This is a genomic window from Arthrobacter sp. Y81 (assembly GCF_002929335.1).
Taxonomy (GTDB): domain Bacteria; phylum Actinomycetota; class Actinomycetes; order Actinomycetales; family Micrococcaceae; genus Arthrobacter.
The window spans coordinates 292,778-316,389 of the sequence record NZ_PJIL01000002.1; the positions used below are offsets into that span (position 1 = coordinate 292,778).

The following is a 23,612-nucleotide window of genomic DNA, read 5'->3' on the forward strand; positions in this document are numbered from 1 at the left end:
GGTAGGTCCGGCATGCTTCAATTCCAGTCCACCTATCGGGTTGGCCACCGCGTCCCAGCGGACGGAAATGACGCTGTTCGGGGAGAGTACGACCTGCCCGCGTTTGCCCTTCCCGTCTGGCCTTTCCTGGAGGCGAATTCCGTCCAGATTACTCCAGTCCAGACGGATGGTAGGGGCATTGTGCTGCGCTGGCGAAGAGGTACACCGAACTCGTGTCGGGACCTAGGGAAGAGGCATCATCGTCCTTGCCCGCCGCCTCGCCGGGGCGCTTCGGCCCGATCCGCCGCCCGTTGGTTCGAAACAGACCTCAGCGGTAGTGGAAATTGAGGCGGTTTGAGCTACCGCAGGGCGGACTCTTTCAGCAGTCGGTCCTCCAGGCGATGAAGGATCGCTACAAAGCGGTTTGGATCGTTCAGGCCCCTGCCAAGGATCAATGCGCCTTGGATGCCGGAGACGACCTCCTCGGCCAGCTCTCGAGGCTGCTCCGAATTCCCGCCCTCTTCCAAGGCCAGCCGCAGAGCCTGGATCCAGTCAGCGAAGAAACTCCTGATCTGGTCTTCGAATCTGTCCCGCTCCATTCCCAGGGCAAAAACGCCCACCAGACAAATCCGGCGTCCGGATGCGAAGTACTCAATCACGTTGCTAAACATCAGCGACAATCGTTCGCCCAGCGGCCTGGCCGACCGCAGCGGAGCAAATATCTCACCCTGAAACCAGCTTTCCACGTCATCGAGAACTGCTTGTGCCATCTCGTCCTTGCCTCCGGGAAAGAAGTTGTAGAGGCTCCCCTTGCCTAATCCGGTTGCTTCAGTAATCTCCGAAAGGCTCGCGGCACTGAAACCACGGGTACGGAACACTTCAGCCAGCAGAGGTACTACGTCGGCCCGTGTTGCGATCAGCTTAGGCAAGAGGAGCCCCTTTCTTTATTAGAGGCCAAGTTCGCTCAGGCCCGGATGGCCTTCAGGACGTGGACCATTGAGGTCCCAATGAAACATCCGATCAGACTCAGTGATTGGCACGTCGTTAATGCTCGCATGCCGCCACTGCATCAGCCCACGTCCGTCAAACTGCCAGTTCTCGTTTCCGTGAGATCGGAACCATTGCCCATCGTGGTTTTGCCATTCATAAACGAAGCGAACAGCAATCCTGTCGCCTTCGTAGGCCCAAAGCTCCTTGATCAGACGATACTCCTGCTCGCGGGCCCACTTATCGGTCAGCAGCTCGATGATCTGGTCTCGTCCCTGCACGAAGGTTGAGCGATTCCGCCACCAGCTGGATTCGGTGTAGGCAAGAGCGACTTTCGCGGGGTTTCGGCTGTTCCAGCCATCTTCTGCAAGACGCACCTTTTTTGTGGCGCTTTCGAGGGTAAACGGGGGCAACGGTGGCCTGGTTTCCATGGGTTCATCCTTATATTACCTGAGGATTTGTACCAATCAGTACAAGTTGTACCATACGGTACAAGTGTCTGGAACGCAAGCACCCATACGGGTCGGCGAAGGGTAGGGAGAACCGGCTCAGGACCGTCCTCGCCTGAACGGTCGTCCGAGTCTTCGGACCTCGAGCCGGGGCCTTAGGCCCCTTGCCAGCGCCTTCGGGCGGGGGTGTCATTGAACCTACGGTCCTTGACCAGCAGGGAGGGTTGCCATGTTCAGCGTCACGATCTTCCTGGCCGCGGCCGCACTCGTCCTGGCTGCCGGGGCCATGGGCATCGTCTCCCTCCGGCAGCCCGACCGTTCCGCGAGGGCGCGCGCACTCGTCTGGACCGCAGCCGCGATCATGGCAGCCTTCACCGTGCTCGCCGGCCTGTTCATCAGCGGCTATGCCCTGGCTGATCCCGGCGGCCTGGAAGGGGTCATCCTGATCGTGTCCTGGGCCGTTCCGATGGCCGCACTCGCCGTGCTTGCGTGGCTTCGTCCCCCGTGGGCTGCACCTGCGCTGACCATGCTCACCGCATTGCTCATCGCGGCGGGCATCTGGTTCGCCGTCGACTCGGCATCGTGGCGTGCGTTCGAGAACGCGAACGGGCCCTTCCGGGCGGTGGCCGTCCTGGTCCTGGCGTTTCCGGCAGCCGTCCTGGGCCTCAAACGGACACCCGATGCGGGCTGGCTGCTGGTGGCCCTCGGACTGGGACCCGTCGCGTTCTCGGCGCTGGGGAGCCTCGCCGGAGTGGTCGCCCTGTCCGCCATCAGCGTGGTTCCGCTGATCACCGGGCTGCTGTATCTCGTGGCCGCCCGGGTGGCGACCCGCAGCCTGCTACATGCGGACGTGCAGGCGCCGGGCCGCTTCCGAGATGGAGCCGCTGAGTGACGGGTACACCGTAAAGGTGCTGGCGACGTCGTCGACGTGAAGCTTCTGGGTGACGGCGATGGAAATCGCGAAAATCAGTTCGGAGGCGTTCGGGCCCACCACAACGCCGCCGATCACGGTGCCGGAACCCTTCCGGGCGAAGATCTTGACGAACCCGTCACGGTGGTTGCGCATCTTGGCGCGGGCGTTGCTGCGCAGCGACAGCTTCACCACGTCGCCCTGGTATTTGCCGGAATCGATCTCCGCCTCGGACACGCCCACGGACGCAATCTCCGGCGACGTGAAGATGTTGGAGGCGACCTGGTGCAGCTTGAGCGGCATGACAGCGTCGCCGAGGAAGTGGGCCACGGCGATGCGGCCCTGCATGGCCGCGACCGATGCGAGGGCAAGGACCCCGGTGCAGTCACCGGCGGCGTAGATGTTGGGGGCGGTGGTGCGCGAGACGCCGTCCACCTTGATGTGGCCGCTCTCGGTGACCGCCACGCCGGCTTCCTCCAGGCCGATGCCGGCCGTGTTGGGGATGGAACCGACACAGACCAGGCAGTGGCTGCCGGTCACCTTGGAGCCGTCACCCAGGGTGACGACGACGCCGTCATCCGTCCGTTCCACCGTTTCGGCGCGGGAGCGGGAAAGCACCTTCACGCCGCGGCGTTCGAAGACGCCCTCCAGGACCTCGGCGGCGTCGGTGTCCGAGCCCGGAAGCACGCGGTCGCGGCTGGAAATCAGGGTGACCTTGGAGCCCAGGCCGTTGTAGGCGGAGGCAAATTCCGCGCCGGTGACGCCGGAACCCACCACGATGAGTTCCTCGGGAAGCTCGTCCATGTTGTAGATCTGCGCCCAGTTCAGGATTCGGTCGCCGTCGGGCCGGGCGGTGGGAAGTTCACGGGGATGGGCGCCGACCGCGAGCAGGATGGTGTCCGCTTCCACGGTCTCCGTGCCGTTAACGGTGAGGACCTCGATGGTGTGGTTGTCCAGCAGCCGGCCGGAGCCGATCAGGATGCGCACGCCCTGGTGCTCGAGTCCGCTCCGGATGTCCTCGGACTGCTTCCGCGCCAGGCCGAGCAGGCGGTCGTTGATGTGCTTCAGGTCAGCACGCATCACCGGCGCGAAATCGCCGCCGTCGACGTCGAACTTCACGCCCAGCTCCCCCGCCTCACCGACGCGGGTCATCAGGTCCGCCGTCGCGATCAGGGTCTTGGACGGGACGACGTCGGTGAGCACCGCGGAACCGCCGAGGCCGGCGCGTTCGATGATGGTTACTTGCGCCCCCAGGGACGCGGCCACCATGGCGGCTTCATAGCCACCGGGCCCTCCGCCAAGAATTGCGATGCGAGGTGAGCTGAAATCCGGATGCGTAGTCACAAAGATCCATTCTCTACCCATCCGCCGCCTCACACCAATAAAAGGGACCTGCGCCACTGCTGGGCAGCGAAGCGCAGTCACGATAGCTTGTACCAGTGAGTAATACAGAATTCCTGAACACGGACCCTTTTGACGCCGCCCGCGCGGCCGCCGATTACATCGCCGAGGAGACGGGCGTGGACAGCCACGACGTTGCGCTGGTGCTCGGTTCAGGCTGGGGCGACGCCGCCGACCTGATCGGTGAGACCACCGCCACGCTGTCCGCTGACGAGGTCCCCGGCTTCTCCGCGCCGGCAGTAGAGGGCCACGTCGGCACCATCCGCTCCGTCCTGACCAAGGAGGGCAAGCGCGCGCTGGTGCTCGGTGCCCGGACGCACTACTACGAAGGCAAGGGCGTCCGCGCAGTAGTGCACGGAGTCCGCACGGCCGCAGCGGCAGGCTGCAAGACCTTGGTGGTCACGAACGGCTGCGGCGGCCTCAATGAAAGCTGGACCCCCGGCACCCCCGTGCTCATCAAAGATCACATAAACCTCACCGCCACGTCCCCGCTCGAAGGCGCAACTTTCGTTGACCTGACAGATCTGTACTCCGCACGGATCCGGGGGCTGGCCCGCGAAGTTGACCCGTCCCTGGACGAGGGCGTCTATGCGCAGTTCACCGGCCCGCACTACGAAACGCCGGCGGAGGTCCAGTACGCCAAGCGGATCGGAGCCGACCTGGTGGGCATGTCCACAGCGCTCGAGGCCATCGCCGCCCGCCATGCAGGCATGGAAGTCTTCGGCATCTCACTGGTGACCAACCTCGCGGCGGGCATCAGCCCGGTGCCGCTGAGCCATCAGGAAGTGCTGGAAGCCGGCCAGGCCGCCGGACCGCGCATCTCCAAGTTGCTCGCGGAAATCATCGCCAAGCTCTGACAGCAACCCTGCAGGTGCCGCCCGCCAGGCACGCCTAGTTCCTGGCGGGCATCAGCCGGCGAAGCGTGTCTTTGCGGGATCCGGGAAACTTCCGCTCAACGGAGGCGGCGATGCCCGCGACAGTCTGCCGGGACAGCGTCTGCCGCCAGGCAAGCTCGGCCTGGCGCATGGTCTGGGACACCAGGCAACTGCGGAGGTAGTCTTCGGCGGGATCCGAACCCGGCGCGTTCGCGAGGATGGACTCGCAGCGGAAGGCCGGTTCCGGACCCTCGATGGCCAGGACGACGTCCAGCACGGTGATCTCTTCCGCGGGTTTCGCCAACTGGAAGCCGCCGCGGGGTCCGGACACGGAGGAGAGGATGCCGGCCCGGACCAGTGCCTGCAGCTGCTTGTTCAGGTAGGCGGCGGGCAGTTGGTACAGTTCCGCGAGCCGGGCGCTGTTCACGGCCTCTCCGGCGGGTGCCCAGGACATGTTCACGCAGCAGTGCAGTGCCCACTCGACCCCCTGGCCCATCTTCATTTTTCAGACATTACGTGTCCAGAAAATTTACTGTCAAGGACTCCCTGCGGTGCTTGTCGGGCAGCGGATACCGGCGGATAGGCGATAGCTTGTTCCTATGACGTCTTCCGATGCCGAATTTCCGCAGCTGCTGAGCGACGCCCGGGACTGGGCCGCCCAGGACCCGGATCCCGCCACTGCCGCCGCTTTGACAGAACTCATCCAGCTCTCCGAGGACGGGGTTCCCTCTGCGCGCCAGGACCTGGAGGACAGCTTCAGCGGAACGCTGCAGTTCGGCACCGCCGGCCTGCGCGCGGAGCTTGGCCCCGGACCCAACCGGATGAACCGCGTTGTGGTGCGGCGCGCGGCCGCAGGCTTCGCCGCGTTCCTGACCGCCGCCGTCGCGGAGGCCTCGCCGGGCACCCAACCCCGCGCCGTCGTCGGGTTTGACGCCCGCTACAACTCAGATATCTTCGCCGAGGAGACGGCCGCGATCTTCACGGCCGCGGGTATCGAGACCTTCCTGATGCCGCAGGCGCTCCCGACGCCGCTGCTCGCCTATGCAGTGCGGTCGCTGGATTGTGACGGCGGTGTGATGGTGACTGCCAGCCATAACCCGCCGCAGGACAACGGCTACAAGGTGTACCTGGGCCGGCACGCGGTGGAGGAAAGCGGGCGCGGGGCGCAGATCGTGGCACCGTACGACGCCCGGATCGCCGCCGAAATTGACCGGGTGGGTGCGCTGGACTCCATCGCCCTTGCCGCCACGGGCTGGAGCGTTCTTGAGCCGTCCATCACCGCCGGATACCAGGCCGCGGTGGCTGGCCTGGCGCTTCCCGCGCGGTTCCCGGCCCGCGACCTGAAGATTGTCCTGACCCCCATGCACGGCGTGGGCGGCGACACCGCGGTTGCCGTGCTGAACGCCGCGGGCTTTACCGACGTCACGCTGGTGGCCGAACAGGCCCGGCCGGACCCGGACTTCCCCACGGTGAACTTCCCCAATCCGGAGGAGCCCGGCGCACTGGACCTGGCGCTGGAAACGGCGGCCCGGGTGGACGCTGACATCGTGCTGGCGAACGACCCCGACGCCGACCGAGCTGCCGTTGCGGCCAAGGATCCGGACACGGGTGCCTGGCGCATGCTGCGCGGGGACGAAGTGGGCGCCTTGCTGGGTGCCCACATTGTGGCAAGGCTCGCCGCGGGCGGGGGCAGCACCACCCAGGGCGTTTTCGCGAATTCAATTGTTTCCTCGCGCCTGCTGGCGCGGATCGCGGCTGCGGCGGGGTACTCCCATGAGGAAACCCTGACCGGGTTCAAGTGGATTTCCCGCGTTCCCGGCCTGCTCTACGGCTACGAGGAAGCGCTGGGATACTGTGTGGCCCCGGAACTGGTCCGGGACAAGGACGGCATTTCCGCAGCCGTGCTCATCGCGGAACTCGCGGCAGCGGCCAAGGCGGACGGCAAGGCTATTTTCGATACCCTCGACGAGCTGTACCTGGTGCACGGGCTGCATGCCAGCGACCAGCTCAGCATCCGAGTGGCGGACCTGGGGCTCCTGGACGCCATGATGAACCGGCTCCGTGTCAGCCCGCCGGAATCCTTCGGCGGCTCGGCAGTCGAAACATTCCGGGACCTGGCCGAGGGCAGTGAGAACTTGCCGCCGACGGACGGCCTGCTCTACCTGACGAGGGACCTGAGCAGGGTGATCATCCGCCCCAGCGGCACCGAACCGAAGCTCAAGTGCTACCTCGAAGTCATCCGGAGCGTGGGCTCAGCCGCGGAGCTGCCCGAGGCGCGGCAGGCGGCCCGGGCAGCGCTCGACGGCGTGCTGGGAGACGTACGGGAGGCACTGGGGCTTTAGCCCGGGGTGCCTTGGCAGGCGTGCCTAAAGGCTAGAGCTCAACCTCGACGTAGCCGTCAACAACGCGGGTGCGGAAGGTGGGGAGGCGGAGTTCAGCGGTGCCAAAGCACTCACCGGTTTCCAGGTCGTAGACCTCCTTGTGGAGCGGGGACGCAATGGTCTGCCTCGTTCCGCGGGATCCGACGATGCCGCGGGCCATCACATGGGCGCCGGTGGCAGGATCTTCCTGGGCCACGGCGAACACCTCGGCGGGCGCGGTGCGGAACAACGCAACCTGGCGGCCCGCGATCAGTGCTGCCTCACCCCAGGCCAGCTCCAGTTCCTCCACGGCGCAGACGCGGTTCCATCCCGTCGCAAATCCGGTGGTCTGGTCATCAAGTTCAAGTATTGCGGTCATTTCCGGCCCCTCTCGCATTGCCTGCGGCCCGGCGCTCTTTAGAACGGCTGCCGGGCCCGGACCGCCGACGCGGCCACATATCCAAGCTAGGGCGGCGGTGTTTCAGCGGCGTGCAGTGAATGTGTCCGGGACGTAAAAGGCAACTCACCTGTCCCGAAATCCATTCGTGATGCAGAAGTTAAGTTCACGAAACATAAGGGAAACTGAAGCGAAACTGCGGGTACCTAGTCTGGATGGACACCTCGTCAGAGAAGGTCGCAGAGAACCGTCTGCTGCCCATGCGAAAGGCCCACAGTGACCGAACAGACTTCAAGCACAGAGACTCCGCGCCGCATCGTCGTCGCCGGCGGCGGCCCGGCGGCCCACCGCTTTGCGGACGCAATGCATGCCCGTGGCCTCGAAGGCTGGCATGTCACGGTCCTCACTGAGGAAGCCCACCTCCCCTACGACCGCGTGGCTCTGAGCAAGGCCTTGACCGTCATGGACTACGACCTCACCCTGGGCGAGGCGAACATGTGGGACCACGAGGCCCTGTCCCTGAAGACCGGCGAGCGCGTCGTCAAAATCAACCACGAAGCCAAGTCCGTGGAGACGGCAGCCGGCAACATCTTCGAATACGACGACCTCGTGGTCGCGACGGGTTCCAATGCCGCCCGCCTGCCGATCCCCGGCGCCGAGCACACACACGTCTACCGCACGCTCGAGGACGTCTGGGCCATCAACAAGGCCATTGCCGAACTCACCGAAAAGCTTGGCCGCCAGGTCAACGCCGTCACCATCGGCGGTGGCCTCCTGGGCCTCGAATCAGCCGCCGGCACGGAGCAGCTCGGCGCCAACCCGATCGTCATCGACGGTTCGCAGTGGCTGATGGCCACGCAGCTGGATGAAGGCGCGGGCCAGGCAATGGGCCGGCTCATTAAGGCCAAGGGCTTCGCAGTCCACGGCGGTGTATTCCCCTCCGAGGTGCTGTCCGACGACGATGGCCAGGTCACCGGCGTCCTCATGGCTGACGGCCGCATCATCGACGCTGACCTTGTGATCGTCGCGATCGGTGTCCGGCCGCGCGATGAACTCTTCCGCGCAGCAGAGGGCGATGAGCAGATCTTCTCGCTGGGCCAGCGCGGCGGCGTGGTCATCAACGACTACTGCGCCACCGAGGTCGACGGAATTTGGGCCATCGGTGAAGTGGCCAACTTCGGCGGCATGTGCCTGGGCCTGGTCGCCCCCGCCAACACCATGGCCGAGATCGTCGCTGACCGCCTCCATGGCGGCGAGGCCACCTTCCCGGGCTTCGACACCGCCACCAAGCTCAAGCTGTCCGGCGTCGACGTCGCCAGCTTCGGTGACGCGTTCGCCAAGACCGAGCACGCCCTCGAAATCGTCTACGCCGACCCGGCCCGCGGCGTCTACCAGAAGATTGTCACCACGGACGATGCCAAGACCCTCCTGGGCGGCATCTTCGTGGGCGACGCCACCCCCTACACCAGCCTGCGCCCGCTCCTGGGCCGTGAGCTCAGCGCCGAGCCCGGCGCATACCTCACGGCAGCCGGCGGCGGCGACGCCCCGGACACCGAGCTCCCGGACGACGCCATCCTGTGTTCCTGCAACAACGTGTCGGCCGGAACCATCCGCGACACCGTCAACGGCTGCGGGGCCTGCGACGGCAACGCTCCCGTCCAGGAACTCGGCGAACTGAAAGGCTGCACCCGTGCCGGAACCAGCTGCGGTTCCTGCGTGCCGATGCTCAAGAAGCTGCTGGAAACCGAGCTCACCAAGTCCGGCGTCGAGGTTTCCAAGGCACTCTGCGAGCACATCGAGCTGTCCCGCCAGGAACTCTTCGAGACCATCCGCGTCCTGGAACTCACCTCCTTCGAGGAGGTCATGGCCAAGTACGGCACCGGCGCAGGCTGCGACATCTGCAAGCCGACCATCGCCAACATCCTGGCCAGCCAGAACAGCGCCTACGTCCTGGACGCCGGCCGCGGCACCCTGCAGGACACCAACGACCGCGCCCTCGCCAACATGCAGAAGGACGGCACCTACTCGGTGGTCCCCCGCATCGCCGGCGGTGAGATCACCCCGAAGAAGCTCGGCGTCATCGCCGCCGTGGCGGAGAAGTACAACCTGTACACCAAGATCACCGGCGGCCAGCGCATCGACATGTTCGGTGCCCGGCTGGAGGAACTCCCGGAAATCTGGAAGGAACTGGTGGATGCCGGCTTCGAATCCGGCCAGGCCTACGGCAAGAGCCTCCGCACGGTGAAGTCGTGTGTCGGTTCCACCTGGTGCCGCTTCGGCGTCCAGGACTCGGTGGCCATGGCCATCCAGCTCGAGCTCCGCTACCGCGGCCTCCGCAGCCCGCACAAGCTCAAGATGGGCGTCTCCGGCTGTGCCCGCGAATGCGCCGAAGCCCGCGGCAAGGATGTCGGCGTGATCGCCACCGCCGACGGCTGGAACCTCTACGTCGGCGGCAACGGCGGTGCCACCCCGGCCCACGCCCAGCTCCTGGCCAAGGACCTGGACGACGAGACGCTGATCAAGTACATCGACCGCTACTTCATGTACTACATCCGGACCGCAGACCGCCTGCAGCGCACCGCGCGCTGGCAGGAAGAGCTCGACGGCGGCATCAAGCACGTTGAGGACGTTGTGGTCAAGGACACCCTGGGCATCGCCGAGGACCTCGAGGCCGCCATGGCCAAGCACGTTGACACCTACGTCGACGAATGGGCCGACACCCTGAAGGATCCCGAGCGCCTGCGCCGGTTCCGCTCCTTCGTCAACGCCCCCGACCAGAAGGACGACTCCATCACGTTCGTCTCCGACGAGCGCGGCCAGATGCGTCCGGCCACGGCAGAAGAAAAAGGGAAGGTCCTGATCGGGGCTACCATCCCGATGCGTCCTTCCACTCCCGAACTGCTGGACGAGAACGAGGTATAGCATGCAGCTCAGCATTGATCTCACCGGCCGTGAAGTCCTGGTCACCGGCGGGGACCACGCCGCCCGGCAGGCGGTCCGCCGCTACCAGGCCGCCGGCGCCGTCGTCTCCCGCCTCAGCACCCCGCAGGGCGCGCGCCATGACGGACCGCTGCCCGAGCGCCCGTTCCTTGTGGCTGCCGTCGACGACGGCCAGCCCGGCTGGGACGCGCTGCTGGACCGCTGCCGCGAAACCGGCATCCCCGTTTCGATGGAACCGGCTGCCGGACCAGTGGGCCACGTGACCCTGGTGGGCGGCGGCCCCGGCGTCAGCGAACTGCTGACCGTGGCGGCTGTGAACGCCCTGCGCGATGCGGACGTGGTCTTCTACGATCGGCTGGCCCCCTACCAGGACCTGCCGTCCCTGACCTCGGCCGAGCTGGTGGATGTGGGCAAGCAGCCCGGCCACCACAAGGTCAGCCAGGGCGACATCGAGAAGCTGATGGTGCAGAGCGCACTGGCCGGCAACAACGTGGTGCGCCTCAAGGGCGGCGACCCCTACGTGTTCGGCCGCGGCGGCGAAGAGGTTGCAGCCTGCGTGGCTGCGGGCGTGCCCGTCAAGGTCATTTCCGGCGTCACCAGCGCCATCTCCGTCCCGGCAGCTGCAGGGATCCCCGTCACACACCGCGAAGTCAGCCACATGTTCACCGTGGTCTCCGGCCACGCCCCGCTGACGGAGAAGGAACTCACCCACCTTGCTGGACTGGGCGGCACCATCGTGGTCCTGATGGGCATCGGAACCCTGCACCACCTGGCTGCCGGCCTGCGCCGCGCCGGGATGCGGGCAGACATGCCGATGGCCGTCGTCGAACGCGGCTACCGCCCCGGCCAGCGCACCACCATCGCCCAGCTGGGTACGATTGTCACAGCGGCCGCCGATTGCACTAACCCGGCAGTGCTGGTCATCGGCGAGGTGGTGCGGGTGGCTGAAGCCAACCGCGGGCACGCTGAGGCGGCGGCCGATCTCAACCGCCTTGCAGCGTCACTGATGGGATCGTGAAAGTAACACCATGAGCGCCATGAACACTATTGCCGCCTCCGGCCCGCAGGACTCCCCTGTTGCCGACGCCCCCGATTCGCCCCTGGAGGGGTTCCGGATCGGCGTGACGTCGCACCGGCGTTCACAGGACCTGATCGAGGCCCTGGAACGGCGCGGTGCCGAGGTGCTGCACGCGCCCGCACTCAAGATCGCGCCGGTGCAGGAAGACATGCGGCTCATCGACGACACCCGGGCCATCATCGCCGCCAAGCCCGATCTCTGCATCGCCACGACCGCCTACGGCATGCGCCGCTGGTGCGAGGCGGCCGACGCGTCCGGCATCGGCGATGAACTGCTGGAGACCCTCGGGGCATGCCGGATGTTTGTCCGCGGGCCCAAGGCCCGCGGTGCCGTTCGCGCCGCCGGACTCGCCGACGTCGGGATCAGCAGCGACGAAACCACCGCCACCCTGGTGGACATGCTGCTGAAGGAAGGCGTCCGCGGCAAAACGGTGGCCGTCCAGCTGCACGGCTACACGGACGTCCGCCAGCTTGAGCGACTCAAGATGTCCGGCGCCACCGTACTCACCGTTACGCCCTACCGGTGGGTCAAACCTGACGGCGAGGACAAGCTGCCGCGGCTGATCGAGGCCGTCTGCAGCGGCAACCTGGACGTCCTGACCTTCACCAGCGCCCCGGCCGTCGACGCCATGTGGAGCACCGCCCATGAGATGGGCCTCTACAAGCAGCTCGTCGAAGCCCTCAAAACCACGGTCACCACTGCCGTCGTCGGCCCCATCACGGCGCAGCCGCTGATCGACGCCGGGCTGTCACCGCTCGTTCCGGAACGCTTCCGGATGGGTGCCCTCATCCGGCTGGTCTGCGAACACCTTGCCCTGAACCACGTGCGCCGCCTGGACACCCGGTCCGGCAACGTGGAACTCCGCGGACGGTCACTGCGGATCGACGGGGAACCTGTCGAAATGGCCCCGGCGCCGCTCCTGCTGCTGCGTGCACTCCTGGGTGCCGAGGGCGCCGTCCTGTCCCGGGAATCACTCTCCGACCTGCTGGAACTGCGCGGCTCGGTGCACGCGCTGGACATGACGGTCAGCCGGCTGCGCTCCTCGCTGCCGGACGGCCGGATGGTGGAAACCGTGGTCAAGCGCGGATACCGGATCCGCGTCTAGCGGTTCCCTGCCGCTGCCGGTTGCTCCACATTTCGTGGACAGACCCGGCCCGCAGTGGGAACATGTCGCTAGGGTTTGCGTTTGACCGCCCCGCGGCCGCTTTCGCACCGTTCAGGTGCGCGGCCGGAGGGGCCTTTGGCGAGTCAGCTCTTCCGAGAGGAATTGCGTGGAACCGGTGGTGGAAGGCGACGATGATCCCGCGGAGTCTGTGGACGCCGTGGTGGTCGGCTCCGGCTTTGGCGGGTCGGTAGCGTGCTACCGCTTGGCGGCGGGAGGCCAGTCCGTGGTCCTGATGGAACGGGGCAAGGCGTACCCGCCGGGAAGCTTCGCCCGGACGCCATCCGAGATGGGCCGCAATTTCTGGGATCCGGACAAAGGGCTCTACGGGCTGTTTGACGCCTGGACCTTCCGCGGCCTGGAAGGAATCGTCTCCAGCGGCCTGGGCGGCGGTTCCCTCATCTACGCCAACGTGCTGCTGCGCAAGGACGAGAACTGGTTCGTCCAGGAATCCCCCGTGCCCGGCGGCGGCTACGAAAGCTGGCCGTTCAGCCGGCAGGACCTCGATCCTTATTACGACGCCGCCGAGGCTATGCTCCGACCGGTGCCCTATCCCTACCAGGACACGCCGAAGACAGTGGCCATGGAAACCGCAGCCGGGGCCCTTGGACTCAGCATCACCCGGCCGCCCATCGCCGTCACCTTCTCCCCCACGCCCGGCGCCGCCCCCGGCAGGAACCAGGTGCTGGCCCCCGCGCCGTACGGAAGCATCCACGGGGACGGCACCGTGCGCACCACCTGCACGCTCTCCGGCGAATGCGACATCGGCTGCAACACCGGCGCCAAGAACACGCTGGACCACAACTATCTGTCCGCGGCCAAGGCCGCCGGTGCCGACATCCGGACCCGTCACGACGTCCGGGGCATCAGGCCCCTGCCGGGAGGCGGCTTTGAAGTCCGCTACGTCATCCACGATCCCGACGACGGCGCACCCGGGCTCCTGCAGGAACGGGTGATCCACTGCCGCCGGCTCATCCTCGCCGCCGGAACCTTCGGCACCACCTTCCTGCTGCTGCGCAACCGTGCGTCGCTGCCCGCGCTCAGCGCGGCACTGGGCACGCGGTTCAGCGGCAACGGTGACCTGCTGGGTTTCGTCCTGGACGCGAAGGACCCCGACGGCGCCACACGCACCCTCTCGGGCAGCAGCGGCCCGGTGATCACCACAGCCATCCGCACCGCCGATTCCAGCGACGGCGGCGAGGGCCGCGGGTACTACATCGAAGACGCCGGCTACCCCTCGTTCATGAACTGGCTCCTGGAGACGGGACAGTTCCGCCAGGTGGCCAAGCGCGCCGGCAAAGTGATGGTCCAGCTCTTCAAGGACAGGCTCTTCCACGCCCAGCGCTCCAACATCTCAGCCGATCTTGCTGCCGCCCTGGGCGACGGCCGGCTCTCGGCGTCGTCCGTGCCCCTGCTCGGCATGGGCAGGGACATACCGGACGGCGTCATGACCCTCCAGGGCGGCCGGCTGGCCATCAACTGGACCCTCGCCACCTCGGCCGCCTACTTCGGCCGGATGCAGGCCACGATGCAGGCGATTTCCAAGGAACTGGGAGGCAGCTTCAAGCAGAATCCGCTCTGGTGGAGCAAGCGGGTCATCACGGTGCATCCGCTGGGCGGCGCCCCGGCCGGCCGGAACAGCAGCGAAGGCGTGTGCGATCCGTACGGCGAGGTCTTTGGATACCCGGGCCTGCACGTGGTGGACGGCGCCGCGATGCCCGGACCGGTGGGGGCCAACCCCGCCCTGACCATTGCAGCCTTTGCCGAACGTGCCTGCCACCGGATCCTCGAGGGAGCCGGCGGGGACGGACAGCGGGACGTGGCGCCGGGCGGGCCGGATGCCGCAGGCCTCGCTGCTCCCGACTACGGCCCGGGCCCACTCCGCGCCCTGGTGCCGGACGCAACCAAGGGTGCCAGGGCGCCGGAAGAGGAACGCACGTTTGTCCCCCGCGTCGCCAGCCGTGGGCTGAGACTGCCGGGAGCCGCCGGGCCCACCGCCAGCGAAGCCTTGCAGGAGGCCGAAATCGAGGAGGAAGCCGAGGCTGCGGAAACAGGCCCAACATCCGTCAGCTTCACCGAACAGATGCACGGATGGTTCAGCGCCGGAGTGGCCGAGCCCGTGACCGGCGGCAGCCTGGGCCGCGACCGCAGCCGTCGGATGATGTTCGAACTCACCATTACCGCCACGGATATTGAGGCGTTTGTCCGGGATCCGCTCCATCCGGCCACCGCGGAAGGGTATGTCCTCGCCGACCAGTTCGGCGGCCGCCTCCCGGTGGAACGCGGCTGGTTCAACCTCTTCGTCCAGGACGGCGCTTCAGGCGGCGATGGGAATGGCACCAGCAGTTCTTCCATGAGTGCCCCCGCCGGACGGAAGATGCTCTACCGCCTGTGGCTGCGCGATCCCGGCGGAACCCCGCTGACCTTCGTGGGCCACAAGGACGTCAGCAACGACGCGGGCTTTGACGTCTGGGCGGACACCACCACGCTGTACGTCACCGTCCTCCGGGGCCATGTTCCGCCGCCGGACAAGACGGCCTCTGCCGCAGGCGGGACAGCAACTGACGGGGCAGCGGTGGCCGGGGCTGGAATGCTGTACATCCGGCCATGGGATTTCGCCCGCCAGCTGACCACTTTCCGCGCGGTGGGCCCGGCTCCTGCGAGCGCCCTTGCCGCCTTCGGCAGGCTGTTCCTGGGTGAACTCTGGCAGGTGTACGTCCGGGTCCCGTCTCCGCTGCGGGCCGGCCGGCGTTCCTCCGGCAAGGTCCCCGGCCGGCCATGAAGGGCCATGGGGCATGAAGCGGAGTGAGCTGGCGCAGCACAGCAACGGACTTGGCTTCACTCCCCGGGACGCCGTGCGCTGGCTCGCCCCGGCCCAGCTGGGCAGGACCGCGGTCAGGGTTGTCCTGGCGTCCGTCTTCGCCGACTTCGGCGATAAACGCGAACTGGAGGGCGGCTTTCCCCGGTACGAACTCGACCTGGAAAGACTGCCCGTGGCCGGCCAGCCCGCGCAGCCCGTGGTCCGGGACCTTGGACTGCCCGGATCCCCTGCAGCGGCGTCGCGCGGGGACCCGGACGGCCAGCAAGCCGGCCGACGCAACGCCGCCGACCAGGCCGGGACCGCAGCGCTGTGGCTCGATTTCACGGCCGACCTCGGGGACGGCTTTGATTCCACCTACACAGTGGCGTCGTTGCTGGCCGAAAAGTCGCTCGTCGTGGAGGGATATGAACTGCGGCGCGGCAAGGTGCTGGTACTCGGCGGCGACGAGGTGTACCCGGTGGCGTCGCCGGCCGCCTACGAGGACCGCATGGTGGGGCCCTACCGGACGGCGCTGCCCGGCGGCCGCTCCCCCGGCGGCGCCGGCGTGCTCCTGGCCCTCCCCGGCAACCATGACTGGTACGACGGCCTGACGTCCTTCATCCGGCTGTTCACCCGGCAACGGAACATCGGCGGCTGGCGGACCATCCAGACGCGCAGCTACTTTGCCCTCCGGCTCACCGGCGGCGATGATGCCCCCGGGTGGTGGCTCGTGGGACTGGACAGCCAGCTGGGCCAGTACATCGACGAGCCGCAGCTGGACTACTTCTACAACACGGTGACCGCACGGCTGCTGCCGGGCGACGCCATCATCCTGTGCGTAGCCGCCCCGTACTGGGTGCAGGGCGCCGAAGACGCCGATGCGTTCCGGCAGGTGCATTTCTTCGAGCAGGACTACCTCCGCCGCCGCTTCAACCGACGTGCCGGCACCTTCGAGGCAACCGGGGCCGCGGTGCGGCTGTGGCTCACCGGGGACCTGCACCACTACTCGCGTTACGAGGAAACGGAGCCGGGCCCCGGGCGTGAAGACGGCCCGGCCGCAGCCGCCGATCCCCGCCGGACCCAGCTCATCACCTGCGGACTGGGCGGGGCGTTCCTAGCGGACGCGCAGGGGCTCCCGGCCGAGCTGACGCTTCCGGCCGCGGTACCGTCGGTTGCTTCGCCACCCCCAATTCGTGCCCCTGGCACCGGCCGGCGCTTTGTCCTCGCTCCCGGGACGTTCCCGGGCCGGGCGGAGTCCCGGCGCCTCCGGGGACGCCTGGCCAATCCCCTCTCACCGTTCTGGCTCCCGGTGCGGAACCCGGGGTTCGGCTCGGCCCTCGGCACGGCGCACGTGGTTGCTGCCCTGACCCTCTGGACTGTCTTCAGCGCGTTCCGCGGCCTGTCGTTCGTGGAAAGCCTGCTCAGCCTCAGGGCAGGCAATACCGGGCTCCTCGCGCTGGCCATCATCGCCGTCCCGTTGCTGTTGCTTCTGCTGCTGTCCACCCTCGGCACTGCACCCGGCCTCGGCCGGGAACCGCAGGAAAACGGCGCCGGGTTCACCGTTTCCCGTGGTGCGCTCTGGCAACTTTCGGCACTCGCGGCGGGGATCGCCGTCGTACTCCTCATCCCCTGGCCCGGGGACTGGCCGCCATTCCTGACTCTCGGGCTGGTGCTCGCCATCATCTATGTTGTCGGTTTCGCGGCAGGCAGCGAGGCGTTCGCCTTCTTTATCCTGGGCACGTCCAGCGGCGAGGTGGCCGCGTGGGCAATGTCCGGCCAGGCCATCGAGGACCACAAAGGATTCCTGCGGATCCGGATTGCCGTGGACGGCACGCTGACGGTTTATCCGGTGGCGGTGGACCGCATCTGCCGGGACTGGAACCTGGGAACCACCAGCGACGGCGGCCTCCGCCCGGTGCCGGCCGGCGGGTTTCCGCCGCTCCGGCTTTTCGAACCGCCGGTGACCATTGCCAGGGAGGGATTTCCGCCATGAACAGCCCCCGCACCATCACCCGGGCGGATCACGTCACGGAGGTGATCCCGTTCCCTGCCCGGGACGGGACGCCGCTCACGCTGATCCACGTCACCTCCGCAGTGCCGCCCGACGCCGGAGCCCCGGACAAGGGGCCGGTGCTGCTGGTCCACGGGGCCGGGGTCCGGGCCGAGCTGTTCCGCCCGCCGCTGCCACGGACCCTGGTGGATGCCCTGCTCGAGGACGGCTGGGACGTCTGGCTCCTGAACTGGCGGGCGTCCATCGACTTTGAACCGCTCTCCTGGACGCTCGGGGATGCCGCGGTGTACGACCACCCCGCCGCCGTCGACTATGTCCTGCAGGCGACCGGCGCCGAAACCCTGAAGGCGGTCATCCACTGCCAGGGGTCCGTCTCCTTCACCATGGCAGCCGTTGCCGGCCTCCTCCCCCGGGTGGACACCGTGGTCTCCAACGCCGTGTCGCTGCATCCCGTGATTCCGCTGTGGTCGGTCGTGAAAATCACCTACCTGGCGGAGCTGCTGAAGCCGTTCACGCCGTACCTGTCCCCGGCGTGGGGTTACAAGTCCAACGGGTACTTCTCCCGGGTCCTCAGGTCCATGGTCAAGGCCACCCACCGCGAATGCGACAACCTGGTCTGCCGGCTGGTGAGCTTCACGTATGGCAGCGGCCGGCCCGCACTGTGGTCGCACGAGAACCTGGACGAGGCCACCCACAACTGGATCAGCGGGGAGTTTGCCGAGGTCCCGTTCACGTTCCTGTCCGAGATGGGCCGCAGCGTGCTGGCCAGGCGCATCGTGGCCGCCGGGAACCACCCGGAACTGCCCGCGAACTTCCTGGCCGAAGCCCCGCAGACGGACGCCAGGTTCTCCTTCCTGGCGGGCCGCAACAACCGCTGCTTCCTGCCCGAAAGCCAGGAACGGACCTTCAGCTTCTTCCAGGGCCACCGTCCCGGCAAGGATTCGCTGCACCTGCTGTCCGGCTATGGGCACCTGGACGTCTTCTTTGGGGCCCGCGCCTGGGCGGACACCTATCCCATCATCATCAAGGAGCTGAACAGATGAACAAACTCATCGGACTGGCTGCATCCCTGCTAAGGCTGGTGCCCTCCCCCGTGCCGCACCGCCAGGAGCGCCTGCGCGGACAGCATGCCACGGTGGACGGCATCAAGTACTCCATGCCCGTCAATTCGGACGATTCCCCCGTGCTGATGGCTGCGTTCCCCATCAACAAGCGGGCCGCCGCGGCCGTCCTGCCGGGCACGGAACTGCGGCCGTTCAGCCTCGGCGGCAAGGGGCTGCTGGTGGTCACCGTGGTGAACTACAGAGCGACGGACATCGGCAAATACATCGAATACTCCCTGGCGATCGCCGTCACGCACGGCTCCCGCGCGGTGCCCCCGCTCCTGCCGCTCGTCTTCCAAAAGACGTTCGGGCTGGGCCAGTATGTGGTGGACCTCCCGGTCAGCACCGAGGTCTCTGTCAAAGGCGGCAAAGGCATCTGGGGCATGCCCAAGCACCAGGCCAACCTGGACTTTGTGGTCACCGACGCCGCCGTTTCCGCGCAGTACGACGACGGCGGGAAGCTGGGCTGTTTCATCGAGATCGAACGCCCCAAACCCATGGGCCTTCCGCTCAAACTCGCCGCCTCCAACTACTGCGCCTTCCGCGGGATGCTGATGAAGTCCGACATCTACTTCGAAGCCACCGGGGACATCGCGCTGGGAGGCGACGCCAAGGCCCGGCTGGTGCTGGGCGATGCGCCCGGTGTGGCCGCCCTCAAGTCCCTCCAGCCGGCGGACAAACCGGTGTTCACCGCCTACCTCCCCGAAGCCCACGGAGTCCTGGACGACCACTACGAGGCGTGGTTCCTGACCGCCCCGACCGCCGAGGACGCCGCCAGGATCCCCGGCGGCGATCCGCTCGAATCGGTGGCGGGGCTGGGCCAGGGCCAGGAATGGCTGCCCGCGCCGGACCGGAGTGTCACCACCCGGGGCGGTGAGGCCCGCGGCGAAGACACCGCCCGCAGCGGGGGCACGCCGTGAACTGGCTCCTGCTGCTGAACGCGCTGTACTTCCTGTTCGGCGCCACCATGTATGTAGGGACCATGTGGGTCCTGAAGTTTTTCCTCTATCCCACGTGGGAATCCCTGGACCGGGGCAACGTGGACATGCACTTCGGCATCCCCACCCGCCAGGCCACCAAGTTCTTCACCGTGGTGGTGCCGCCGATGTTCATCTCCGGCATCATCCTGGTCTGGTCGGAATGGGGGACGGTTCGGCTCATCCCCGCGGTGCTGTGCCTCGCCGGGATCATCGTCCTCACCGTGGTGGGCCAGGCACTGATCATTCCCATCAACGTCAGGATCCGCGGCGGGACCTTCGCCGACGACACCGAGCTGCGCTCCCTGCTGCGGCGGTGGATGCTGCTCAACGACATCCGCTTCTACGTCTCCACGCTCACCTGGCTGGCCATCGTCTGGCTGCTCGTGGACAGGGGCCGGCTGTGGGAGGCCTTCGCATGAGCGGGGCCGCCCGTCCGTCCGGGGCGCACGTCCCGGGCATCGGCACGTGGATCGCGGCTGATCCGCTGCGCGCCGTCCTGGCCGCGATCGCCCTCGTCACCGTCTTTTCCGGCGCGGTCCAGATACCGTTCGGGGGCTCCGTCCTGGAGCTGCTGGGAGCGGAGCCGACGACGGCGGCGCGCCAGTTGTTCGCCACGGTGGGCATGTTCATGGTGGTGGTGGGCGGACTCCTGCTGCACACGCTGCTGCGCCCGAAGCCGGCCCCGGAAGTGCTGCTGTGGTCCGGCATCCAGAAGGCGGGGGCGTGCGCCGCCGTGGCGGTCGGCGTCCTGAACAGCGTGTTCGCGGCGGTGGCGCTGGGGGTGGCGGCCTTCGACCTGGCGACGGCGGCACTCTGCCTGATCTACCTGCGCCGGATCTACTGGGAAAACGGCCCCCGTGACCACGGGACCGGACCGGGGAGCCGGCAGTGAAGCGCTCGCTGGTCCTGGCCGGCGGCGGAATGCGCGTGGCCTGGCAGGCGGGAGTGGTACGCGCACTCGCTGAAGAGGGACTGCACTTTGACCACGTGGACGGGACGTCCGGCGGCATCCTGACGGCGGGAATGCTGCTCTCCGGGGTCTCCCCAGAGGACATGTGCCGGAACTGGTCGGGTGTCAACGTCAAGGACTTCGGCTCGGCGCTGCCGCTGGGCGACTACGTGAAGGGGCCGTGGTCGCTGCCCGCAATCGGCGACGCGGACGGCCTGCTCGGCAAGGTCTTCCCGGCCCTCGGCATCGACGACGGCGAGGTCCGGCGCCGCGCCGCCCTGCCGGGCGCCGTAGAAGGCACCTTCAACGTGGTGGAGTTCACCGGGAAACGCTGCCACGCCATCGACGCACGTGACGTGGATGCCGAACTCATGGCGGCGGGGATGTCACTGCCTATCTTCCTTACGCCGCTGCGGCGCGACGGGAAGATCTGGACGGATGCAGTCTGGGTCCGGGACGCCAACGTGGGCGAAGCCCTCCGCCGCGGGGCCGATGAGGTGTGGCTGGTCTGGTGCATCGGAAACACGGGATACTGGGGCGACGGTCCGCTCGAACAGTACGTCCACATGATCGAGATGAGCGCCATGGGGGCCCTCCTGGCCGATTTCGAGGCGGCGCAGGCAGCAGGCCGGGATTTCACCCTCCACGTGGTCAGGCCGGAGAATCCCCTGCCCCTGGATCCGGAGTTCTACCTGGACCGGATCGATGCGGACACGCTGATCGGGATGGGCTACCGGGACGCCCGCGGCTACCTCAAGGGAATGACGGCCGAGGGCCTGCCCAAGGACCCCTCCTGCACGGCCATGGCCGAACCGCCGGCCGGCATCCGCTTCACGGAGCGGTTCGGCGGCAATATTGGCGGCCAGGATGTCCGGCTCACCGTCACGGTGGCACTCCCCCTCGACCCTTCAGCGGCACCGGCCAGGCTCACCGGGTTCCTTGACCATGCACCTTTCGGACCGAGGGTTTTCCTGGCGGGCGGAAGCGTGGACGTCCGGGGCGGGTCGGTGACCTACCGTGCTTCCGTCCGTGCCGGCGGCGCGTGGCACCGCTTGTCCCTGGCCCGGGTCTTCCACGACGATCCGGGACCGGACGCCTGGGAGGACACCAAGCAGGCCCGGCTCACTGTGGGATCGCTGCTGGATATTCCGGTCACCATGGGCCTGGCGGACGCGGCGGCCCTTATCGCCTCCGTGGAGCCGGCGGGTGTCCACGGACCCGGCGACCGGGCCGCCGTCGTCGTGAAAGTGGCCGTCGGAGGACTACGGGAGGCATTCCGCCGCTATGGCTGAAGTGCGCGGCCGGACACATTTGTTACCGCCCGGTAAACACCATCGAACGTAGAGGGACATTCCGGCAACAACCGGGAAACACCCGCGAAAAACCGTCAGCCTACGCTGGATCCCATCACCAACACCAGGCCAAACAAGGGTCTCACCAGCGAAAGGGCCTTCACATGTCCGCTCCGGCAGCGTCCACCTCCTCCTCCGCCACGTTCCAGGCGTCGTCTGCGTCGCCGCGGGTGGTCATCGCCGGCGCCGGACCGGCTGCCCGGGCCTTGGTGAGCCAGCTGGACCGGTCCCGCTTCGCCGGCAGCATCACGGTGCTCAGCAACCGGGACGATGCCCCGTCCGAGCTCCTGGAGCTCGCCGCGCTCCCCCAGGTTTCGATCCGTTTCGGCCAGCCGGCCAGCTTCATCGATGCAGCCAACCGCAGGGTGGCCACCGCGGACGGCATGGAATTCAGCTATGACCAGCTGGTGATTGCCACGGGCTCCGCCCCGGCCCTGTCTCCCGTGGACGGCGCCAGCCGCTGCCTCAGCTACTCCACCATCGACGACGCCGCCCGGATCGGCGACGCCGTCAAGGAAGTGACCCGGGTCCTCGGCCGGAGGCCGCTGGGGATCCTGGTGGGAACCGGTCCCGAGGCGGGCCAGGCGGAAGCGGTCCTGCGTGCACGGGGGGTACGGCCCATCCGCACCACGCTCCGGCCGGCATCGGTGGTCCCGACGCTGGCCGGCTCCGCACTCCCCGCCGCCGGAATTGTCTTCGACGACGGCAGCAGCATGAACGGAGACCTGGTGGTCCTCGCCGAGGAGCGGGTGGCCCGGGACGGGCTGGCAGCCAGCGCAGGCCTTGTGACAGCAGCGAACGGCGGGATCGCTATCGGACAGGACTTCCGGACGTCCGTGCCGGGAATCTGGGCCATCGGCGATGCCGCCGCGTTCGACGGTGTACGCCTCGGGCTCCTCGTCGCATCCGGCTCGGCGGCGGGCGCCTGCGCGGCCCAGCTCATGCAGGCAACCGTGCAGGAAGCTGTCCCCGCTGCCGCCTAGCGCCGTTATGGCAAGATGGTCACCTGAGAAGCCACGCCGAACACGGAGCCTGTTGCCCACGAGGCCCGGCAGGCCCACCCAGGAAGGACCACCATGAGCAACGACGCCACCGCGCCCGGAATGCCTGACGCAGCAGCGGGGGCGGCCACCGCCCCGGCAGAAATAGCCTCCTTCATCGACCACACGCTGCTGAAGCCGGAGGCCAGTGAAGCGGAGATCCTCAAGGTCTGTTCCGAAGCCGCCGAGTACCATTTCAAGTCCGTCTGCGTGAACCCGGTGTGGGTCAAGACCGTCACCACCGCGCTCAAGGGCTCGGGCGTGCTGACCTGTTCGGTGGTCGGCTTCCCGCTGGGTGCAACGCCCAGCGACGTCAAGGCCTTCGAAGCCCGGGGCGCCGTGCTGGACGGCGCCGACGAGGTGGACATGGTGATCAACATCGCCGCCGCCCGTGCCAATGACAAGGGTGCGCTGGTGGACGACATCAGGGCCGTCGCCGAGGCTGTGCACGCCAGTGACGCCATCCTGAAGGTGATCATCGAGACCGCACTGCTCAGCGATTCCCAGAAGGTCCTCGCCTGCGAGGCGGCGGTGGCGGCGGGCGCTGACTTCGTGAAAACGTCCACGGGTTTCAACGGCGGCGGCGCTACGGTTGAGGACGTGGCCCTCATGCGCCGCACTGTGGGTTCCGATGTCGGGGTGAAGGCCTCCGGCGGCGTGCGTTCGCTGGCCGATGCTCAGGCTATGATTGCAGCAGGTGCAACACGTATTGGCGCCAGCTCCGGCATCGCGATCGTCAAGGGCGAACAGGGTTCGTCCGCGTACTGACAGATCCGGCAGCGCCACAGTTTTTGAGCCCTTCGGGGCGTTTTGAGCCCTGCGGGGCCGAGGAGGAATGA

The 23,612-nt window shown here is 67.5% G+C and carries 20 protein-coding genes; 15 read left to right on the forward strand and 5 right to left on the reverse strand.

Annotation, left to right across the window (positions count from 1 at the left end; all coding sequences use genetic code 11):
- Positions 1-338 precede the first annotated feature (338 nt).
- Together CXQ91_RS04110 and CXQ91_RS04115 are read right to left on the reverse strand one after the other, a co-directional pair.
- Positions 339-908 carry a TetR/AcrR family transcriptional regulator gene (locus CXQ91_RS04110; protein WP_104172650.1) on the reverse strand — a complete coding sequence of 190 codons (570 nt, stop codon included), beginning with the start codon at positions 906-908 and terminating at the stop codon, positions 339-341.
- An 18-nt stretch (positions 909-926) separates the two neighbouring features.
- A complete protein-coding gene (locus CXQ91_RS04115) occupies positions 927-1,397 on the reverse strand; it encodes a nuclear transport factor 2 family protein (RefSeq protein WP_104172651.1) in 471 nt (156 codons plus the stop codon).
- Between the two features lie 247 nt (positions 1,398-1,644).
- On the opposite strand from CXQ91_RS04115, the gene CXQ91_RS04120 reads away from it, so the two are divergent.
- The gene (locus CXQ91_RS04120; protein WP_104172652.1) at positions 1,645-2,307 is read left to right on the forward strand and encodes a hypothetical protein; all 663 of its coding nucleotides are present in this window, start codon (positions 1,645-1,647) and stop codon (positions 2,305-2,307) included.
- On the opposite strand, the gene CXQ91_RS04125 is transcribed toward CXQ91_RS04120, so the two are convergent.
- Positions 2,254-3,669, reverse strand: a complete 1,416-nt coding sequence (locus CXQ91_RS04125; protein WP_104172653.1) for an NAD(P)H-quinone dehydrogenase — start codon at positions 3,667-3,669, stop codon at positions 2,254-2,256. The two genes, CXQ91_RS04120 and CXQ91_RS04125, sit on opposite strands and share 54 nt — an antisense overlap.
- Positions 3,670-3,764: 95 nt before the next feature.
- Here CXQ91_RS04125 and CXQ91_RS04130 point away from each other — a divergent pair, with 95 nt between their 5' ends.
- Positions 3,765-4,583, forward strand: a complete 819-nt coding sequence (locus CXQ91_RS04130) for a purine-nucleoside phosphorylase (protein WP_104172654.1) — start codon at positions 3,765-3,767, stop codon at positions 4,581-4,583.
- 34 nt (positions 4,584-4,617) lie between these two features.
- On the opposite strand, the gene CXQ91_RS04135 is transcribed toward CXQ91_RS04130, so the two are convergent.
- The gene (locus tag CXQ91_RS04135) at positions 4,618-5,103 is read right to left on the reverse strand and encodes an Rrf2 family transcriptional regulator (RefSeq protein WP_104172655.1); all 486 of its coding nucleotides are present in this window, start codon (positions 5,101-5,103) and stop codon (positions 4,618-4,620) included.
- A 97-nt stretch (positions 5,104-5,200) separates the two neighbouring features.
- On the opposite strand from CXQ91_RS04135, the gene CXQ91_RS04140 reads away from it, so the two are divergent.
- On the forward strand, positions 5,201-6,943 hold the full coding sequence (locus tag CXQ91_RS04140) for a phospho-sugar mutase (protein ID WP_104172656.1): 1,743 nt from the start codon (positions 5,201-5,203) through the stop codon (positions 6,941-6,943).
- A gap of 31 nt (positions 6,944-6,974) precedes the next feature.
- On the opposite strand, the gene nirD is transcribed toward CXQ91_RS04140, so the two are convergent.
- Positions 6,975-7,340 (reverse strand): nitrite reductase small subunit NirD, encoded by a 366-nt coding sequence (gene nirD, locus CXQ91_RS04145; RefSeq protein WP_104172657.1) that lies wholly within the window; start codon positions 7,338-7,340, stop codon positions 6,975-6,977.
- A 294-nt stretch (positions 7,341-7,634) separates the two neighbouring features.
- Here nirD and nirB point away from each other — a divergent pair, with 294 nt between their 5' ends.
- The 12 genes from nirB to deoC all read left to right on the forward strand — a co-directional run bounded on the left by nirB (position 7,635) and on the right by deoC (position 23,541).
- Positions 7,635-10,280: a nitrite reductase large subunit NirB gene (gene nirB, locus CXQ91_RS04150; protein ID WP_104172658.1), complete on the forward strand. Its 2,646-nt coding sequence runs from the start codon at positions 7,635-7,637 to the stop codon at positions 10,278-10,280.
- A gap of 1 nt (position 10,281) precedes the next feature.
- Positions 10,282-11,316: a uroporphyrinogen-III C-methyltransferase gene (gene cobA / locus CXQ91_RS04155; RefSeq protein WP_104172659.1), complete on the forward strand. Its 1,035-nt coding sequence runs from the start codon at positions 10,282-10,284 to the stop codon at positions 11,314-11,316.
- Positions 11,317-11,335: 19 nt separating this feature from the next.
- Positions 11,336-12,481: a uroporphyrinogen-III synthase gene (locus CXQ91_RS04160; protein WP_104172660.1), complete on the forward strand. Its 1,146-nt coding sequence runs from the start codon at positions 11,336-11,338 to the stop codon at positions 12,479-12,481.
- Between the two features lie 166 nt (positions 12,482-12,647).
- Positions 12,648-15,320, forward strand: coding sequence for a GMC oxidoreductase (locus CXQ91_RS04165; protein ID WP_104172661.1), 2,673 nt, complete (start codon positions 12,648-12,650; stop codon positions 15,318-15,320).
- 13 nt (positions 15,321-15,333) lie between these two features.
- A complete protein-coding gene (locus CXQ91_RS04170) occupies positions 15,334-17,331 on the forward strand; it encodes a hypothetical protein (protein ID WP_104172662.1) in 1,998 nt (665 codons plus the stop codon).
- Positions 17,328-18,392 (forward strand): alpha/beta fold hydrolase, encoded by a 1,065-nt coding sequence (locus CXQ91_RS04175; protein ID WP_104172663.1) that lies wholly within the window; start codon positions 17,328-17,330, stop codon positions 18,390-18,392. Before CXQ91_RS04170 ends, CXQ91_RS04175 begins: the two co-directional genes overlap by 4 nt.
- Positions 18,389-19,372 (forward strand): acetoacetate decarboxylase family protein, encoded by a 984-nt coding sequence (locus CXQ91_RS04180; RefSeq protein ID WP_258073815.1) that lies wholly within the window; start codon positions 18,389-18,391, stop codon positions 19,370-19,372. The genes CXQ91_RS04175 and CXQ91_RS04180 overlap by 4 nt, the downstream gene beginning before the upstream one ends.
- Entirely contained in the window at positions 19,369-19,851 is a 483-nt protein-coding gene (locus CXQ91_RS04185) for a DUF1772 domain-containing protein (RefSeq protein WP_104172664.1), read from the forward strand. Before CXQ91_RS04180 ends, CXQ91_RS04185 begins: the two co-directional genes overlap by 4 nt.
- Positions 19,848-20,324, forward strand: coding sequence for a hypothetical protein (locus CXQ91_RS04190; protein WP_258073816.1), 477 nt, complete (start codon positions 19,848-19,850; stop codon positions 20,322-20,324). The genes CXQ91_RS04185 and CXQ91_RS04190 overlap by 4 nt, the downstream gene beginning before the upstream one ends.
- Entirely contained in the window at positions 20,321-21,673 is a 1,353-nt protein-coding gene (locus CXQ91_RS04195; protein ID WP_104172665.1) for a patatin-like phospholipase family protein, read from the forward strand. The genes CXQ91_RS04190 and CXQ91_RS04195 overlap by 4 nt, the downstream gene beginning before the upstream one ends.
- Before the next feature lie 164 nt (positions 21,674-21,837).
- Positions 21,838-22,716, forward strand: a complete 879-nt coding sequence (locus tag CXQ91_RS04200; protein WP_104172666.1) for an FAD-dependent oxidoreductase — start codon at positions 21,838-21,840, stop codon at positions 22,714-22,716.
- Positions 22,717-22,809: 93 nt separating this feature from the next.
- A complete protein-coding gene (deoC, locus tag CXQ91_RS04205) occupies positions 22,810-23,541 on the forward strand; it encodes a deoxyribose-phosphate aldolase (protein WP_181038765.1) in 732 nt (243 codons plus the stop codon).
- The last annotated feature ends 71 nt before the right edge of the window (positions 23,542-23,612 follow it).